18 protein-coding genes and 1 riboswitch are annotated in these 15,331 nt (G+C 50.9%); of the genes, 4 read left to right on the plus strand and 14 right to left on the minus strand.

Annotated elements, in window-relative coordinates; translation table 11 throughout:
- Window positions 1-12: 12 nt before the first annotated feature.
- The gene (locus ACQ4MZ_RS04310; protein ID WP_430843299.1) at window positions 13-555 is read right to left on the minus strand and encodes an NADH-quinone oxidoreductase subunit C; all 543 of its coding nucleotides are present in this window, start codon (window positions 553-555) and stop codon (window positions 13-15) included.
- An 8-nt stretch (window positions 556-563) separates the two neighbouring features.
- Entirely contained in the window at window positions 564-1,094 is a 531-nt protein-coding gene (gene nuoB, locus ACQ4MZ_RS04315) for an NADH-quinone oxidoreductase subunit NuoB (RefSeq protein WP_430843301.1), read from the minus strand.
- Window positions 1,095-1,224: 130 nt separating this feature from the next.
- Here nuoB and ACQ4MZ_RS04320 point away from each other — a divergent pair, with 130 nt between their 5' ends.
- The gene (locus tag ACQ4MZ_RS04320) at window positions 1,225-1,968 is read left to right on the plus strand and encodes a hypothetical protein (protein ID WP_430843303.1); all 744 of its coding nucleotides are present in this window, start codon (window positions 1,225-1,227) and stop codon (window positions 1,966-1,968) included.
- A 1-nt stretch (window position 1,969) separates the two neighbouring features.
- Here ACQ4MZ_RS04320 and ACQ4MZ_RS04325 read toward each other — a convergent pair whose 3' ends face one another.
- Window positions 1,970-2,305 carry a helix-turn-helix domain-containing protein gene (locus ACQ4MZ_RS04325; RefSeq protein ID WP_430843305.1) on the minus strand — a complete coding sequence of 112 codons (336 nt, stop codon included), beginning with the start codon at window positions 2,303-2,305 and terminating at the stop codon, window positions 1,970-1,972.
- Window positions 2,306-2,538: 233 nt separating this feature from the next.
- On the opposite strand from ACQ4MZ_RS04325, the gene ACQ4MZ_RS04330 reads away from it, so the two are divergent.
- Together ACQ4MZ_RS04330 and ACQ4MZ_RS04335 are read left to right on the plus strand one after the other, a co-directional pair.
- Entirely contained in the window at window positions 2,539-2,781 is a 243-nt protein-coding gene (locus tag ACQ4MZ_RS04330) for a hypothetical protein (protein ID WP_430843307.1), read from the plus strand.
- Window positions 2,778-3,185 (plus strand): PIN domain-containing protein, encoded by a 408-nt coding sequence (locus ACQ4MZ_RS04335; protein ID WP_430843309.1) that lies wholly within the window; start codon window positions 2,778-2,780, stop codon window positions 3,183-3,185. Before ACQ4MZ_RS04330 ends, ACQ4MZ_RS04335 begins: the two co-directional genes overlap by 4 nt.
- A 5-nt stretch (window positions 3,186-3,190) precedes the next feature.
- Here the strand turns inward: ACQ4MZ_RS04335 and ACQ4MZ_RS04340 are convergent, their stop codons facing one another.
- The 10 genes from ACQ4MZ_RS04340 to thiS form a co-directional block, all read right to left on the minus strand.
- Window positions 3,191-3,658 carry an NADH-quinone oxidoreductase subunit A gene (locus ACQ4MZ_RS04340; protein WP_430843311.1) on the minus strand — a complete coding sequence of 156 codons (468 nt, stop codon included), beginning with the start codon at window positions 3,656-3,658 and terminating at the stop codon, window positions 3,191-3,193.
- Window positions 3,659-3,721: 63 nt separating this feature from the next.
- A complete protein-coding gene (locus ACQ4MZ_RS04345; RefSeq protein WP_430843314.1) occupies window positions 3,722-4,603 on the minus strand; it encodes a sulfite exporter TauE/SafE family protein in 882 nt (293 codons plus the stop codon).
- Between the two features lie 207 nt (window positions 4,604-4,810).
- Window positions 4,811-5,752 (minus strand): nitrilase family protein, encoded by a 942-nt coding sequence (locus ACQ4MZ_RS04350; RefSeq protein ID WP_430843316.1) that lies wholly within the window; start codon window positions 5,750-5,752, stop codon window positions 4,811-4,813.
- Window positions 5,753-5,824: 72 nt separating this feature from the next.
- Window positions 5,825-6,631 (minus strand): DUF6597 domain-containing transcriptional factor, encoded by an 807-nt coding sequence (locus tag ACQ4MZ_RS04355; RefSeq protein ID WP_430843318.1) that lies wholly within the window; start codon window positions 6,629-6,631, stop codon window positions 5,825-5,827.
- 6 nt (window positions 6,632-6,637) lie between these two features.
- Window positions 6,638-7,684: a molybdopterin-synthase adenylyltransferase MoeB gene (gene moeB / locus ACQ4MZ_RS04360; RefSeq protein ID WP_430843320.1), complete on the minus strand. Its 1,047-nt coding sequence runs from the start codon at window positions 7,682-7,684 to the stop codon at window positions 6,638-6,640.
- Window positions 7,685-7,776: 92 nt separating this feature from the next.
- Window positions 7,777-8,895 (minus strand): 2-iminoacetate synthase ThiH, encoded by a 1,119-nt coding sequence (thiH, locus tag ACQ4MZ_RS04365; RefSeq protein ID WP_430843322.1) that lies wholly within the window; start codon window positions 8,893-8,895, stop codon window positions 7,777-7,779.
- Complete coding sequence (locus ACQ4MZ_RS04370) at window positions 8,885-9,652, minus strand: thiazole synthase (RefSeq protein WP_430843324.1); 768 nt, start codon at window positions 9,650-9,652, stop codon at window positions 8,885-8,887. The genes thiH and ACQ4MZ_RS04370 overlap by 11 nt, the downstream gene beginning before the upstream one ends.
- Window positions 9,646-11,067: a thiamine phosphate synthase gene (locus ACQ4MZ_RS04375; protein ID WP_430843326.1), complete on the minus strand. Its 1,422-nt coding sequence runs from the start codon at window positions 11,065-11,067 to the stop codon at window positions 9,646-9,648. The genes ACQ4MZ_RS04370 and ACQ4MZ_RS04375 overlap by 7 nt, the downstream gene beginning before the upstream one ends.
- On the minus strand, window positions 11,067-12,959 hold the full coding sequence (thiC, locus tag ACQ4MZ_RS04380; RefSeq protein ID WP_430843328.1) for a phosphomethylpyrimidine synthase ThiC: 1,893 nt from the start codon (window positions 12,957-12,959) through the stop codon (window positions 11,067-11,069). The genes ACQ4MZ_RS04375 and thiC overlap by 1 nt, the downstream gene beginning before the upstream one ends.
- A gap of 45 nt (window positions 12,960-13,004) precedes the next feature.
- Window positions 13,005-13,205, minus strand: a complete 201-nt coding sequence (gene thiS, locus ACQ4MZ_RS04385; protein WP_430843330.1) for a sulfur carrier protein ThiS — start codon at window positions 13,203-13,205, stop codon at window positions 13,005-13,007.
- Window positions 13,206-13,276: 71 nt separating this feature from the next.
- A riboswitch (TPP riboswitch) is annotated at window positions 13,277-13,372 on the minus strand.
- Between the two features lie 142 nt (window positions 13,373-13,514).
- On the opposite strand from thiS, the gene ACQ4MZ_RS04390 reads away from it, so the two are divergent.
- Window positions 13,515-14,018: a GNAT family N-acetyltransferase gene (locus tag ACQ4MZ_RS04390; RefSeq protein ID WP_430843332.1), complete on the plus strand. Its 504-nt coding sequence runs from the start codon at window positions 13,515-13,517 to the stop codon at window positions 14,016-14,018.
- 187 nt (window positions 14,019-14,205) lie between these two features.
- On the opposite strand, the gene ACQ4MZ_RS04395 is transcribed toward ACQ4MZ_RS04390, so the two are convergent.
- The gene (locus ACQ4MZ_RS04395; RefSeq protein WP_430843334.1) at window positions 14,206-15,312 is read right to left on the minus strand and encodes a bile acid:sodium symporter family protein; all 1,107 of its coding nucleotides are present in this window, start codon (window positions 15,310-15,312) and stop codon (window positions 14,206-14,208) included.
- Window positions 15,313-15,331 lie beyond the last annotated feature (19 nt).

Consider the following 15,331-nt stretch of genomic DNA (forward strand, 5'->3'; position numbering starts at 1 on the left):
GGAAAACATATGCTATGCCCTATCCGGATCAGTGGACGGTTCCAGCGCCTTACCATCTTCGTAGCGAACATAAATGCCATGGTACCTTTCCTGGGCATTGTAGTCCTTGCGAAGCGGGTGGCCTTCCCAGTCTTCGGGAAGCAGGATACGCCGGAGATCCGGGTGACCTTCAAAGGTAATGCCCATCAGGTCGAACGCTTCGCGCTCATGCCAGTCTGCTGTGCGCCAGATGTGGCTCACAGTGGGCACGGACGGCAGGGTCGTCTTGGTCGTATTTCTTGGAAAAACGGTTCTCAGGGTCAGGTCCCGGCCGTAGGGAATGGATGTGAGGTTATAAATCAGTTCCATCGTATCGGCTGCGGCACCGTTATCGATGGCTGTAATGCAGGCCAGGTAGTCGAAATACAGCCTTTCGTCTTCATGTAAAAAACGGCAGATGGATGCGATACCTTGCGCGGGGGCATTCAGCGCAGATTGCAGGTTCCTGGTTTCGGCCGTGATGGCGTATTCCGGAAACTGGGCGGCAATAATATCGACGATTTCCTGAAAAGTCATAGGTAGGATTAGGATAAAACAGCTTGTGACCCTGCGGCTTCCATTTCAAGGAAGAGGCCCGGGACGGCCTCCTGTTTGCCGCGGATTTTTTCCTGTAACTTCATAAAGCCTCCGATAAGCGCCTCGGGCCGGGGCGGGCATCCGGGTACGTATACATCCACCGGGATAATGCGGTCGACGCCCTTCACGACGTGGTACCCATGCTCCCAGTAAGGGCCACCGCAGTTGGAGCAGCTGCCCATCGAGATCACATAGCGCGGTTCCGGCATTTGTTCGTACAGCCGCCGGATACGGTCGGCCATTTTGAAAGTAACCGTCCCGGCCACAATCATCACGTCCGACTGCCGGGGCGAAGGCCGCGGCATAATACCGAAGCGTTCGAGATCGTAGTTGGCCGCGTAGGTTGCCATCATCTCTATCGCGCAGCACGCCAAACCGAAGCCCATTGGCCATAGCGACGACAGGCGGGCCCAGTTCATCAGGTCCTCTGCATTGGTCAGGATAATACCGCCGTCGCCGGTTTTGATTCGTTCACTCATGAATATTTGAAGATGCCGGATTTTGGTACGGATATTGCTTTAAAATACATTGTTCGTCTGCAAAACTAACCATATTTGGCAAGAAACCGTTTCAGGCGGCGTTACAAAACAAACACAAACCATCAACTATATGAAACGAAAATTACTCATCTGTTTCCTGCTTTCGGCCTTTTGTATCGGCGGAGCGTCGGCCCAATCGGACTCCACCGTCAGGATATTCAAAAGTGGAATGGCCGTTTATGCGGAGCTTGGAATGCTGCCGAACAACAAATCCCTGCGCGACCAGCTTGCCCGTCTGCAGGTAAAACCGTTCACATCTTTTATGGGGAATCTCGTGCTCGCTCGTCGCACCGAATCGGAGCGGTGGTTCTCTGAGGCCAGGATTATCGTCATGAATAGCACCAACTACACCTCCGACCGCGATACGCGCAAGGCATATCTGAACGGATTCGGCATTGGCACCGACGGCGGACCCAAACTCGTAAATAATGCGCGCTGGAACGTGACGATACCGTTAGGTGCCGATTTCATGTTGTACAGGCTCAATATCAAAAGCAATGCGTCCGTATCTGCCCAGCAGTTGCTGAACAACCCCTCGGCTTACCAGGCCGTGAAGCTGTATACCGCCAATATCAATCTGCATGGAGGTATCGGGGTGGATTACAAAATGAATTTTCTGCCCAAAATTCACGAAAAAGTGTACCTGAGCGGCAAGCTGACCTACCATCAGCCTGTTCTTGGAAGGCGTAAATGGAAGGGCGACAATGTAACGGTCGATGATCTGTCCCGTTTAAAGGTAAACCAGCTTTACCTGCAATTGGGGTTTGTGTTCTTTCCGCGTCCGCATATGAAAAAATGGGGCGGAATGCACTAGGTCAGGCCCCTTTTTTCTCGGCGAGCAGCGTGCGCAGCTGGTTTTCGAGGATTTTAATATAGGTATCCTTGTCCATTTCGCTCAGCGACTCGGGCGAAAATTGCCCAAGGGGAATGTCGCGAACGATTTGCTGCACAGGGCGGTCGGTGATCAGTTCAGGCACAGTGCAGTTAAGGACTTTGGAGAGTTGTTTAAGGATGTCAACCGAAGGAGCTACCTGCCCGCTTTCCAGCTCGTTATATTGTTCTTCGCTGATTTGGAGTGATGACGCCATTTGAGCGACGGAAAATCCTTTTCGTTCACGCCCCGCGCGTAAGTTCTTTGTGAAAGCCTCCATAGTATTTTGTTGATGATGACAGAATGGGTACTAAGCCCGAAAAATCGGTATTTTTTAAGTAACTGTCAATATAATTCGATAAATCAACCACTCCTTTCGATAATTTATGGAGTTGTTTATCAAAAAGTTATATATCTAAGATAACAAAAGGCGTGGTTTTTTGAACAACCCGGAGATTTCTGTAAATTGGAACCGTGGTCTTAGGAACGGAGTTTTTTCTTGAAAAGCGACATATGGCACATACAATCACTATTGAGACAGAAAGCGATATTGATTTTGCTCTGTTAAAAGGGCTGGCCGAGCGGCTGGGCCTGCTGGTAAAGGAAACTCACGGCGACTATTCGATGCGGAATACCGACCAAGAGGCTGCAATGAAAAAATTTATTGGTAGTTGGCGGGGAGAGGAGACCGCCGAGGAGCTGGAATCGATGATCTACAATGCACGCAGCGACCGCTCGCGTGAGGTAAACCTATGAGCTACTTGCTGGATACTAATATTTGCATTCACTTGTTCAAGGGACATGAAGGTCTTGCTAACAGGCTCGAAGCAGTCGGGCTAAATTCCTGCCACTTATCAGAAATCACGATTTTGGAATTGATGTTTGGAGTGGAAAATAGCGCAATGAACCGTCGTCCTGCAAACCGTCAAAATTTGAATTGGTTGCGTGCTGCTTTTTCCGGCCGCATATTGCTGATAGGGGAGAGCTTTGACGAATACGCTCGGCAAAAGGCAGCTTTGCGGCAGGCCGGCTTACCGACTGGTGAATTTGATCTACTGATCGGATCCACAGCTATCGCGCATCGCCTAACGTTGGCAACGCGCAACACGAAGGATTTCAAGAATCTAGACAATCTAAAGTTAGAAAACTGGATCGACTAGAAGTACTATTTCTTGTACCGTTCGTTGACTTTAGCATACAAATCTGCCGGAACCGGGGATTTGACTTCCGGAATCTGCGGCTTGGGCAGGACCCAGTCGAGGTAGCCTTTGGCCCAGGCGTAGGCGAGGCCGAAAATGAGGATACCTATGAAAACGGTCATTTCTGCCATGGCAAACCAGCCCCATTGGCCGTTCGTTTGCGCGATGAGCTCTTCGCTTCCAAATACTACCGACCAGGGGAAAAGAAACAGCAACTCCACTTCAAACAGTACGAAAATCAATGCAACGACGTAGAACCGGACATTGAACTGGATATTGGCATTCCCCAGCGGCTCTTCGCCGGACTCGTAGGTAGACAGCTTCTCTTCGTTGGGATTATGCGGGCGGAGAAATTTCGCAATGGTGAGCATCACGCCGAGCAATATCAGCGCGGCGATAATGAAGAGCAGTATATAACCGAAATCGGTGAGCATGGTAATGTGCCTGTTTTGTACAAAACTAGGCAAAATGCGTCGGATATGGTGGGAAATGGTCTGTTAAATGCTGAGTAGGATAGTCCGGATGCTCAGGCCGATTACCAGTACACCCACGAGGAGCATCAGCGGCTTGCGTTTGATCTTACCCACAAGTATGGCGCCGAAAGGAGCGGCCATGACGCCGCCGACAATCAACCCGAGAACGACTTTCCAGCTGTCAACCCCTGTAAAAAGCATAAAAGTAATACCGCTTGCGAATGCCACGGCAAATTCTGCGGCATTCACCGACCCGATAGTGTAGCGGGGATCGCGGCCTTGTCCGAGCAGGGTAGAAGTGACGATGGGTCCCCAGCCGCCACCGCCGATTGAATCCAGAAAGCCTCCCGTCGCTGCGAGCATGCTGATGCGCCTGGTTTTATTTTTGATAAAAGTTTTTTGCAGTGCCTTACGGATGATAATCACGCCCAATATCAGCATGTAAAAGGCGATGAACGGTTTGATGGCATTGCCGTCTATGACATCCGACAGTATATATGCACCTGTAATTGAGCCTAATACGCCTGGTATGAGTAGGCTCTTGAAAAGTTTTTTATTGATATTCTTAAAACGGAAATGCGAGATCGCCGAAGCGCCGGTAGTGAACATTTCGGCAAAATGCACGCTGGCGCTGCTTACCGCGGGCGTGACGCCAAGGCTCAGCAAAAACGAGTTGGAAGTAACGCCGTAAGCCATTCCCAACGCGCCGTCCACAAGCTGTGCTGCCAGACCTACCAGTACATACAATGCGAAATCGCCCGTAAGGAAATCTGTAACCTGTTCGGTGCTGACGCTGATGACACCATTTGTCAGGAGAAGCCCCAGTAACAGAAGGATGGCTGCAATCGGAACGATATACCAGGTCGGTGACGAGGGCAGTTTGAGCGAGAGCACTTTGGCAAGCATTACCGTGAATTTTAGAATTTTGGAATATAGAGTTACAAAAATAGCAAAACTATTTAATCTACGTAATTGATAGATTATTAAATTTTGCTTAAACTCAAAATTGCCGGTAAGTACGTTTGGCTCATTTGCCCGCTAAATGACCAAAATGCGAGGCTCAATTCAATCAATTTAGCTAAATTCATTGAGCGAACTCAAGGAGTTTAGGCTTTACAGCCAAATCACGCGTTGCTCGGAGACGTGACCTTGCCCGATCACATCCCGGTATAATTCCGGTCGGCGGGCCTGTATGTAACGGTGCCCACCGGCTTGTTGCAGCTTTTCCGGGGTGAGTGTGGCGATGGTGAAGTCGTTGTCGAGTTTGCGACATTCGGCGATGATGTCGCCGAAGGGGTCGAGGATCATGGAGCAGCCGTTTTTGAGCTGGTCGTCGTCCATGCCGATCGGGTTGGAGAATATCGCGTACACAGCATTGTCGTAGGCGCGTGCGGGGAGCCATTTCATGAGCCAGGCGCGGCCTTTGAGCCCGTCGAATTCCTGGCGGAGAGAGGTTGGGTCGGCTTCTCGGTTTTGCCAGAGGGCCGGATCTACAAACCCCGCACCCGGGCGGGTGGAAGGTGTACACATCGTTACGTGCGGCATGAAAATGATGTCGGCTCCCAGCAGTTTCGTGGCCCTTACATTCTCTATAATGTTGTTATCGTAGCAAATAAGTATCCCGCATTTCCACCCTAACAAATCGAAAATCACATATCGATCGCCCGGCGTAAGGTTCGGGTTAATGAAAGGGTGCAACTTGCGGTATTTGGCAATGAGGCCGTTTTGATCAACGCACACGTAGGCCTTGTACATTTTATCATCCGCATCTTTCTCGAACAGGCCGGCCAGGACTACAATGTTATGCTCTGCCGCAATGGCTTGCAAAGCGCGAATACTCGGGCCATCCGGAATCGGTTCGGCGATTGCGAGCAGTTGCTCCCGTGATAGGTTTCGTGCGAAAGTGTAGCCGGTAACAGAGCATTCGTGAAATGCGATGACCTGCGCACCTGCTTTTGAGGCATCGCCGGCGAGCTGACGAATTACACCAAGGTTATACTCTTTGTCGCCGCTTTTGTTTTCAAACTGGGCCGTTGCGATTTTGATCGGTTTCATAGCTGTCTTTTTTATCCAAAAGTACATGCACAGACAAGGCATGTATTGTACAAACCCGACAAGCAGCAGAAACTAATGAACGAGCCGGATCAAATTCGCAGCCAGGACGTTTTGCGGGCTGAGGTACTGGCCGGGCGTAAGTCCCGACAGGTTCTTCATTTCGCGGATCAGGTGGGCCTGGTCGAAGAAGCCCACTTCGCAGGCAATGCCGGCCAATGATAAACAGCTGGACCTTTTTCGCAGCATTCTGAGCGCGTATTGCATGCGGGTAATGCCGGCGTAACGTTTCGGTGAAATGCCGATCTGCTCTTCAAATTTGCGTTGAAGCTGGCGCTCTGCTGCGCCGGTCAGCCTGGTAAGCTGTGCAACCGAAATCAGGCCATTTTGTGAATGGATAATGTCAATGGCATTGGTTACCAGTGCGTTATTTTGCCCCGGATTTTGTAAATGGGTTAGCAAAAAATGCTCTGCTAACCTGATTTTGTCATGAATCGCAGGCGAGGCGGCAATTTGATCGCTTATCCACTCAACGTTGGTTCCAAAACAATCTACACACCCGACAATTTGATTTCTCAGTTCCGGTGCAGGTATTTTAAACAACGCTGTCGCCCCGAACGGAAACAGGACCGCGATAAGCAGGCGGATTTTCCCCTCCACCCAGACATTCCTGTATGTATCGAGTTGGCCATATAAAAAGCTTGCAGGAAGGGGTGCGGGGGCGGAATGCGTTTCATTTTGATAAAAAAGCGGGTCGCCGTAGTTGAACACCACCCCTGTATTGCCATCCGAAAAGATCCGCATAGCTGATTGTGTATCACTTTCTATGACCAGAAAATGCCGCACAACGCCGGAAAGAAGGTGTGTCGGTTTGACTTGCATAATCAATTACCAGTGCTGTGCCCAGAAACTCTGTCCTTCGTAACCGCTTTGCGTCAGGAGCTTCGCTGCCTGCAAGCTTCGTTTGCCGCTAGTACAGTAAAAAACGACTTTTTTGCCCGAAGGGAATGTCTGGATACTTTCGGGGATTTCGGAGAGCGGGATATTCTCCCCGCCGAAGTTATCCGCCTCAAATTCATAATATTCGCGTACATCTACAAGCAAAATCTGTCCGGGATCCGCTTCCCGCAATGCCTCGAATTCGTCGTAAGACATTTCGCGTGTATTTCCCTCAGCAGGTTGTTTGACAGTTGCTTCCGGAGACTTTGCAGGAACCGCGGACGCTGATCTAGAAAATTCAAAGACGGATTGGGTATTTGAAAGCGTGTTGATAACCAGTAATTTGCCTGACAATGGTTCGCCAATGCCTGCCATGATCTTGATCGCCTCATTGGCCATATATGTGCCGATAATGCCGGGTAATACGCCCATTACCCCCGCTTCCGCACAATTATCGCCTTCCTCGGCGTCGGGAAAAAGGCACCGGTAGGTAGGCCCTCCCTGGTAGTTGAACACCGAAACCTGTCCTTCGAAACGCAGAATAGAGCCGAAAACAAAGGGTTTGTTCAATTCCACACAAAAATCGTTGACGAGGTAACGGGTTTCGAAATTGTCGGAACCGTCGATAACAAGATCATAACTATGAAGTAAATCTGCCGCGTTTTCGGCAGTCAGCCGATCGGGATAGGCGGTAAGGTGCACAAATGGGTTGAGTACCGAGAGTTTTTCGACTGCGGTAATGGCCTTGTTTTTACCAATATCATCGGCGGAATACAGTATTTGCCGGTGCAGGTTGGTAAGGTCCACAGTGTCGTCGTCGATAATACCGATCTCCCCTACACCCGCAGCCACCAGGTATTGCAGGACCGGGCAGCCGAGCCCGCCTGCGCCTATCACGGCCACTTTGCCGGCACTCAGCTTCTCCTGACCTTCCAGCCCCATTTCCGGCATGATGATCTGGCGCGCGTAGCGTTTTCGTTCGATGGGTGTGAACATAATAATTGAATGACTGAATGACTGAATGACTGAATGACTGAATGACTGAATTTGTTTTATTCAATCATTCAGTCATCGCACCGGCGACCCGGTCAATCATTCAAAATTAAAGAAGCGTCCCAATCCTTCCAAACCGGCTCGTAGCCTGCGTTGCGGATCATCCGGGCGATCTCAGCAGGGCTTCGCTCGTCCGAGATTTCGAATTGTTCGAGTGATTCCGGCTCGACTGCGTAGCCGCCCGGGTTGGTTTTGGAGCCGGCGCTGATGGATGTTACACCCAATTGAATGCAATGGTTCCTGAATTTCTCGGATTCACGCGTGGAGAGCGACAGTTCGACTTCCTCGTTGAAAATCCGGTAGGCACAAATCAGTTGTACCAGTTCCCGGTCACTCATCTCCACCTTCGGTTCCAGGCCGCCGGAGAAGGGTCGCAGGCGTGGGAATGAGAGGCTGTACCGCGTTTGCCAGTAGGTTTTTTCAAGGTAATTCAAATGCAGGGCGGTGAAGAAACTGTCGGTGCGCCAGTCTTCCAAACCGATCAATACCCCCAAGCCCATCTTGTGAATACCTGCCTGGCCGAGCCGGTCGGGTGTTTCGAGCCGGTAATTGAAATTGGCTTTTTTACCTTTCGGATGATGCTTCCGGTAATCTTCCTGATGATAGGTTTCCTGATAAACCAGTACCGAATGCAGGCCAAGCGGGATCAGCTTCTCGTATTCATCGCGGTCGAGCGGCTGTACTTCCATAGATACCTGCGCGAAATGCGGGCGGATCAGCTTCAATACCTTTTTAAAATACTCCACATGCACGGTCTGGTTCGCTTCGCCGGTAACAAGCAGCACGTGTTCGTAGCCCATATTTTTGATCACTTCGACTTCCCGCAGGATTTCACTGTCGGTCAAGGTTCGCCGGCGTACTTTATTATCCAGACTAAACCCGCAGTAGGTACATATATTGGTACACTCATTGGACAAATACAGCGGCACGTACATTTGAATGGTATTTCCAAAGCGCTTCCGGGTCAGCTGCCGGCTTAACCTGGCCATCGGTTCCAGGTAGGCGATAGCGACAGGGGAAATCAGCGCCATGAAATCGTCCAATGTTCTTTTAGGAGCGGTCAATGCCCGTTCCACATCCGCGGCGGTTTTGGTATAAATGGTTTCCTTAACCGTATCCCAGGAATACCGGGCAAATTCTTCTTTAAAGCTCATCCAGAAATGCGGTTAACGGGCTGCTGGCCACTGCCAGTCTCCCCTTCGATCCTAATTTGGCTTCATAGGCCATTCTTCCCGATTGCACGGCGAGTTTGAAAGCCTCCGCCATGGCGACGGGATCCCCGGCCACCGCAATGGCGGTATTAACCAATACCGCGTCAGCCCCGATCTCCATTGCTTTCGCGGCATCCGACGGCGCGCCGATACCCGCGTCTACTACCACCGGAACCTTGCTCTGCTCGATGATAATTTCAAGAAAATCAATGGTTTTTAAACCTTTGTTACTGCCGATCGGCGAGCCGAGCGGCATGACCGCTGATGCCCCTGCTTCTTCCAGCCTTTTGGAAAGCACAGGATCGGCATGAATGTAAGGCAGGATCACAAAACCCAGTTTGGTGAGTTCCTCGGTTGCCTTCAGAGTCTCGATCGGATCCGGCATGAGGTATTTCGGGTCGGGGTGAATTTCGAGTTTTAGCCAGTTGGTTTCCAATGCCTCGCGCGCGAGCTGCGCGGCGAAAACCGCTTCTTTAGCCGTGCGCACGCCGGAAGTATTGGGTAACAAGTGAATGTGATCGTGCGTCAGGTGGCTGAGAACGTCGTCGCCCGCGTCGTGTACATCTACGCGGCGTAAGGCAACTGTCACCAGTTCGGAGCCGGAAGCCAGCAGTGCCTCTTCCATCACCGTCGCCGAACTGAATTTGCCAGTACCAGTGAAGAGCCTGGATTGAAATGTTTTATCTGCAATGGTCAACATAATGCTTGTTGGATTTGGTAAAATGTTTTTTGCGGATCGGCCGCGGCAATCAACGCGCCGGACATTGCCACACCATAAAGGCCTGCCTCGCGAAGCCCGCGGATATCGTCGGATGTAATGCCACCGATGGCGATAATGGGTGTGGAATGACCGGCCTGCCGCATCTGGTGCATCAAAGCGGAGTAGCCACCTATGCCCAGAATAGGACTCAGGTTTTGCTTGGTATTGGTAAACCGGAACGGCCCGAGGCCAATGTAATCCGCCCCTTCACCGATCCGGCGAACAATATCGTCCCAGGTATTAGCCGTGCCACCGATCACCATTTTCTCGCCCACGAATGCACGCGCCTCGGGTATAGGCATGTCCGTGAGCCCGAGATGCAGCCCATGGGCTTCCACGGCAAGGGCAACGCGCGGAAAATCATTAATAATAAGCTTCGCCTCATAGCGGTCACACAACTGCGTAGCTTCCCAGGCAATAGGCAGCACCTCTTCCTCCGGCCGGTTCTTCACCCGTAACTGAATCCACCGGCAGCCCGCTTCCAGAGCCAGGCGAATGCTGTCGATATGCGACATGGTACCGGTTTCATTGGAGATAAAATGCAATTTGTCTATAAAATCAGCTGCATCCTTTTTCTCCGGATCCCCGGGTTGAAACCCGGGGCAATGGACTGCTTTTGCTTTTGAGCCGATTTGTTTTTGTTCAAATACATCGATCTCCAATGCAAAATCTATTGCCCCGGGTTTTAACCTGGGGATGCAGGATGACTGCTGAAATGATGATTGTTGAGATGAAGGATGCTGAGATGATTTTAGAGATAATTGTAATGATTTTAGATTTTCAAACTGAGCAACAGCATTGTCGGGATTTTGCCAGATGCTGCCCAGTACCGCTGCGCCATCAAAGCCCATTTCTAGTGCAGATTTTAAATTTTCAGCATCAATGCCGCCTAAGGCTATCACTTGATTTGGGTAATTATGTTTTTGCAATCTGAAATCAGGAGGGACCTTCGCCGAATAACCAGCCTTTGAAATACTATCAAAAACCGGCCCCAGGAATGCATAATCAAAGCGGTGCGAAAGTCTTTCAAGTTCTTCCGGATCATGTGTCGAGGTGCTGATTGTGAATCCATCGCTTTTCAATATTTCCAATGTTTCCTCGCTCTGCGTCAGCCTGTTTTTCTCAGTGAAATGCAACCCGGTAATGCCAAACTCATGGGCAAGCTCATGATGCTGGTGCAGTGCAATGCGTCCTCGGAATTGCGGATCGATCTGTTCCAGCCATATTCGCAGCTCGGTTTCCGTGGCTTTGGGCTTGCGCACATGCAGGCGTGCAAGTCCGTGTGCGAAGAGCCGGTTGACGATACCGGCTTCTTCGGACAGTATTTCCGGGTGAGTTATGACGATGAGCTCCATTACAGATAAATCTCGCTGCCTTTTTCTGCAAATTCCCGCGCTTTCTGCTGCATACCTTCCGCCACGGCCTCTTCGGTAGCCAGTCCGTTTTCCTCTGCATAGTCGCGGACATCCTGTGTGATCTTCATCGAGCAGAAGTTCGGGCCGCACATTGAACAGAAATGCGCAACCTTGGCCCCTTCGGCCGGAAGCGTTTCATCGTGAAACTCACGTGCGGTGTCGGGGTCCAGCGAAAGGTTGAACTGATCTTCCCAGCGGAACTCGAAGCGGGCTTTACTCAATGCATTGTCGCGGTACTGTGCGCCGGGATGGCCTTTGGCGAGGTCGGCGGCATGGGCGGCGATTTTGTAGGTGATCACACCGTCTTTTACATCTTTTTTATTGGGTAATCCCAAATGCTCCTTCGGGGTTACGTAGCAAAGCATAGCCGTGCCGAACCAGCCGATCATGGCCGCGCCGATGGCCGAGGTAATGTGGTCGTAACCGGGCGCGATGTCGGTTGTCAATGGGCCTAATGTGTAGAATGGCGCTTCATGGCAGTGTTTCAACTGCTTCTCCATATTCTCTTTGATCAAATGCATCGGTACGTGGCCGGGGCCCTCGATGATCGTCTGCACATCGTGCTTCCAGGCGATTTTGGTCAATTCGCCCAGCGTTTCGAGCTCCGCGAACTGTGCGGCATCGTTAGCATCGGCAATGCTGCCGGGGCGTAGGCCGTCGCCCAAAGAGAATGCCACATCGTAAGCCTTCATGATTTCGCAGATCTCCTCGAAATGCGTGTACAGGAAGTTTTCTTTGTGATGCGCCAGGCACCATTTCGCCATGATCGACCCGCCACGCGAAACAATGCCGGTGATGCGTTTGGCAGTCAGCGGTATGTAGCGCAGCAGGACGCCCGCATGAATTGTGAAATAGTCCACACCCTGTTCGGCCTGCTCGATGAGCGTATCGCGGAAAAGCTCCCAGGTCAGGTCTTCGGCTTTGCCATTTACTTTCTCCAAAGCCTGGTAAATAGGTACGGTACCAATGGGCACCGGCGTATTGCGGATGATCCACTCGCGGGTCTCGTGGATGTTCTTGCCGGTGGACAGGTCCATAATGGTGTCGGCACCCCAGCGGCATGCCCAGACGGCTTTTTCGACCTCTTCTTCAATGCTCGACGAAACGGCCGAGTTGCCGATATTGGCATTGATTTTCACCAGAAAATTCCGGCCGATAATCATCGGTTCGCTCTCCGGGTGGTTGATATTCGAAGGGATTACCGCTCTTCCGGCCGCTACTTCCTGTCTTACAAACTCGGCGGTAATGTGGCTTTTCGGCGTATTTGCCCCAAAACTATGTCCGGCGTGCTGGTGCGCCAGTGCGCCAGCTTTACCATTCAGCGACTGCAAATGCGCGTCAATGCGCTGATTTTCGCGGATGGCGATGTATTCCATTTCCGGCGTGATAATACCCTTTTTGGCATAATGCAGCTGAGAAACGTTCTGCCCGGCTTTGGCGCGTAACGGCTTTGCATTATGTGCGAACCGCAAATAGTCGAGCTTCGCGTCGGCGAGGCGCATCCGGCCGTATTCAGAGGAAATCGTTTCCAGTTCCTCCACGTCCCCGCGCGAGCGTACCCATTCCGCACGTAATGCAGGAAGGCCTTTTTTGACGTCTATTTCAATGTTGGGATCGGTATAAGGGCCGCTGGTGTCGTACACGGTTACCGGCTCATTGGGCTCGCTGGCTCCGAGGCGACCTGAATGCGGGCCGCCATGTATGCGCGTATCGTTCAGTGAAATCTCGCGCATGGCCACGGAAATGTCGTGGATTTGCCCTTTCACATATATTTTCTTCGAATTCGGAAACGGGTCACGGGTGATGGTTTCCGGCGTTTTTTCTGTCTTCATGATGCTGTTTTTCTGGTTAAATGGTGGATACAGGACAATGCAATGCTAGCCGCCCTGGGTGGCGGTAATGAGCGTAATCTGGTCGTTGGGGGAGAATTGGCGCGTGGGCCAGTCGGATTTCGGGACTACCGATTGGTTGATGGCTACTGCGATGCCTTTGCCGGAGGGAAACAGCTCGGATACGAGTTGCCCTACCGTGTAAGTGACGGCTATTTGCTTTGTCTGACCGTTTAGGATGATTTCCATTCCTGATTCAGTTTTAAATACAAAAAACTCAGGGATGGACCTATGAAGAAAGAATAGACGGAGCTACGTGCACAGTAACACCTGCTTTTCCCTTCGGCAGTACTAGCTGCATCAGGTTCAAAGGGTATGATCTCAGTCCGCATGTCGGGACACCCCTAAAGTTGAGGCAAAGCTATTCGAAATTCAGGATTTTCAAAAGAATTAGAAAAAAACGTAAAACAGAACGTGGATAAGACGTGAAATTTTTTAAAATAATAAGGTATTTTTGACCCTAATATTGAAACCTGTATAACGACCTGCTTTATTTTGATGGATTTGATCATCAGAAGTGCCGCTCCTAAGGATCTGCCTTCGCTGTTGGAAATTATCAACCACGCTATTCTGAACACCACGGCTATTTATGATTACGAAGCCCGGACCATGGAACAACAAAAAGCCTGGTTTGAACAGATGTTCTATGACGGTATGCCGGTGATTGTGGCAGAGCTGGAAGGCGAAGTGATCGGTTATGGTTCCTACAATATTTTCCGCCCGAAAATCGGATACAAATTCAGTGTGGAGCATTCCATTTACCTCGACGAAAAGTCGCGTGGCATGGGCGTAGGTGGTAAATTGCTAGGGAGCCTCATCCAACGAGCGAAGGAGTCGGGCCTGCATACGATGATAGGCTGCATTGATGCCTCGAACCGCGCAAGCATTGAATTTCACAAGAAATATGGGTTTGTGGAGAAGGGTTACCTCAAAGAAGTAGCTTATAAATTCGACCAGTGGCTGGATTTGGTTTATATGCAGCTGTTGCTGGAAGAGGATTGATATTTTTGGGAGGAAGGTCGAAAGGGAGGAAGGGGAGGAAGTCAGAAATGGTCAAGGGTGGTCAGGAATGGTCAGGATTAGTTAAGAATTTATCCAACAAAATTGACAATACCTGACCGCGAATGACAACTCCTGTCAACACTTGACAAAAAAACGAGGCGCAGCTAATAACTGCGCCTCGTTCATTTTAATGGGCTCTGCCCGTTTCTACATAAGTATCTTCATCGCCGGTGGGTTTGCCTTGCCACCAGGAGGCGAGGATGGAACCGGTAATGTTCATCAGTGGTCCGAAGATTGCGGGAGCGAGGCCTACGGTGGCCATTTTACCCATTTCCTTGGCAATACCGGAAGCCAAACCGCCATTTTGCATGCCTACTTCAATGGCAATCGTACGGCAGTCGCGCTCACTCATGCGGAACAGGCGCCCCGACCAGTAACCGAGCGTGTAACCCGAGAGATTGTGGATTAACACGAGGAGCAGCAATGCAGGCCCGATGGAAAGCAGACTGTCGCGGCCGGCAGCCGTGATGATTACGATAATGAACGCGATACCGCCCATCGATACCAATGGCATAGCGGCATCCAGCCATTTTACTTTTCCGCTGAACAGCTTATTGAAGATAAGCCCGGCGCCGATCGGGATGATCACCATTTTAATGATATCCCACATCATATGCAGCGTGTCGATTTTCACGAACGCGCCTGCGAGCATGCTCATGAGGACCGGCGTTACGATAGGCGCGAGCATGGTGGAAATGGCGGTAATGGTAATGGACAGAGCCAGGTTCGCTTTCGCCAGGTAAGAGATCACATTGGAAGCCATGCCGTTCGGTGAGCAGCCGATGAGAATGATCCCAGCAGCGATTTCAGGCGGGAAGCCGCTGATGTTCGCAAGTGTATAACCGATCGTCGGCATGATGATAAAGTGGCTCACTACGCCGATCAGTACCCCTTTGGGCATTTTAACCACCCCCACAAAGTCGCCGAAACTCATGGAAGTACCCATCCCGAACATGATGATCTGGATGAGTGGAGTGATCAGCGTTGAAAGTTTAAAGTCGCCCACCGTGAGGAAATGCTGAGGGTAGTATAATGCGGTGGTTACCGCCGCGAAAATCACGGTGGTGTAAGTGAAACCTTTTAGTTTTTCATATCCCCTGAAACTGATGGCCAGCGACAGGAAGAATGCAATGAAGAAGGGGCCGGCCGAAGGGAGGCTCCCCGTGAAAGCGAGGTAGAGCGCTATCAGCAGGCAAACCGCGGCGACGGCGGACATAAGCTTGTAAATATTCATATAAATGTATTTAAAATGC

The organism is Dyadobacter sp. BHUBP1, from assembly GCF_050587785.1.
Taxonomy (GTDB): domain Bacteria; phylum Bacteroidota; class Bacteroidia; order Cytophagales; family Spirosomataceae; genus Dyadobacter.

What these genes read in the sequence shown, in the direction of transcription:
- ACQ4MZ_RS04310 (WP_430843299.1), bottom strand. Translation starts at nt 555, where the DNA reads ATGACTTTTCAGGAAATCGTCGATATTATTGCCGCCCAGTTTCCGGAA.
- nuoB (WP_430843301.1), bottom strand. Translation starts at nt 1,094, where the DNA reads ATGAGTGAACGAATCAAAACCGGCGACGGCGGTATTATCCTGACCAAT.
- ACQ4MZ_RS04320 (WP_430843303.1), top strand. Translation starts at nt 1,225, where the DNA reads ATGAAACGAAAATTACTCATCTGTTTCCTGCTTTCGGCCTTTTGTATC.
- ACQ4MZ_RS04325 (WP_430843305.1), bottom strand. Translation starts at nt 2,305, where the DNA reads ATGGAGGCTTTCACAAAGAACTTACGCGCGGGGCGTGAACGAAAAGGA.
- ACQ4MZ_RS04330 (WP_430843307.1), top strand. Translation starts at nt 2,539, where the DNA reads ATGGCACATACAATCACTATTGAGACAGAAAGCGATATTGATTTTGCT.
- ACQ4MZ_RS04335 (WP_430843309.1), top strand. Translation starts at nt 2,778, where the DNA reads ATGAGCTACTTGCTGGATACTAATATTTGCATTCACTTGTTCAAGGGA.
- ACQ4MZ_RS04340 (WP_430843311.1), bottom strand. Translation starts at nt 3,658, where the DNA reads ATGCTCACCGATTTCGGTTATATACTGCTCTTCATTATCGCCGCGCTG.
- ACQ4MZ_RS04345 (WP_430843314.1), bottom strand. Translation starts at nt 4,603, where the DNA reads ATGCTTGCCAAAGTGCTCTCGCTCAAACTGCCCTCGTCACCGACCTGG.
- ACQ4MZ_RS04350 (WP_430843316.1), bottom strand. Translation starts at nt 5,752, where the DNA reads ATGAAACCGATCAAAATCGCAACGGCCCAGTTTGAAAACAAAAGCGGC.
- ACQ4MZ_RS04355 (WP_430843318.1), bottom strand. Translation starts at nt 6,631, where the DNA reads ATGCAAGTCAAACCGACACACCTTCTTTCCGGCGTTGTGCGGCATTTT.
- moeB (WP_430843320.1), bottom strand. Translation starts at nt 7,684, where the DNA reads ATGTTCACACCCATCGAACGAAAACGCTACGCGCGCCAGATCATCATG.
- thiH (WP_430843322.1), bottom strand. Translation starts at nt 8,895, where the DNA reads ATGAGCTTTAAAGAAGAATTTGCCCGGTATTCCTGGGATACGGTTAAG.
- ACQ4MZ_RS04370 (WP_430843324.1), bottom strand. Translation starts at nt 9,652, where the DNA reads ATGTTGACCATTGCAGATAAAACATTTCAATCCAGGCTCTTCACTGGT.
- ACQ4MZ_RS04375 (WP_430843326.1), bottom strand. Translation starts at nt 11,067, where the DNA reads ATGGAGCTCATCGTCATAACTCACCCGGAAATACTGTCCGAAGAAGCC.
- thiC (WP_430843328.1), bottom strand. Translation starts at nt 12,959, where the DNA reads ATGAAGACAGAAAAAACGCCGGAAACCATCACCCGTGACCCGTTTCCG.
- thiS (WP_430843330.1), bottom strand. Translation starts at nt 13,205, where the DNA reads ATGGAAATCATCCTAAACGGTCAGACAAAGCAAATAGCCGTCACTTAC.
- ACQ4MZ_RS04390 (WP_430843332.1), top strand. Translation starts at nt 13,515, where the DNA reads ATGGATTTGATCATCAGAAGTGCCGCTCCTAAGGATCTGCCTTCGCTG.
- ACQ4MZ_RS04395 (WP_430843334.1), bottom strand. Translation starts at nt 15,312, where the DNA reads ATGAATATTTACAAGCTTATGTCCGCCGTCGCCGCGGTTTGCCTGCTG.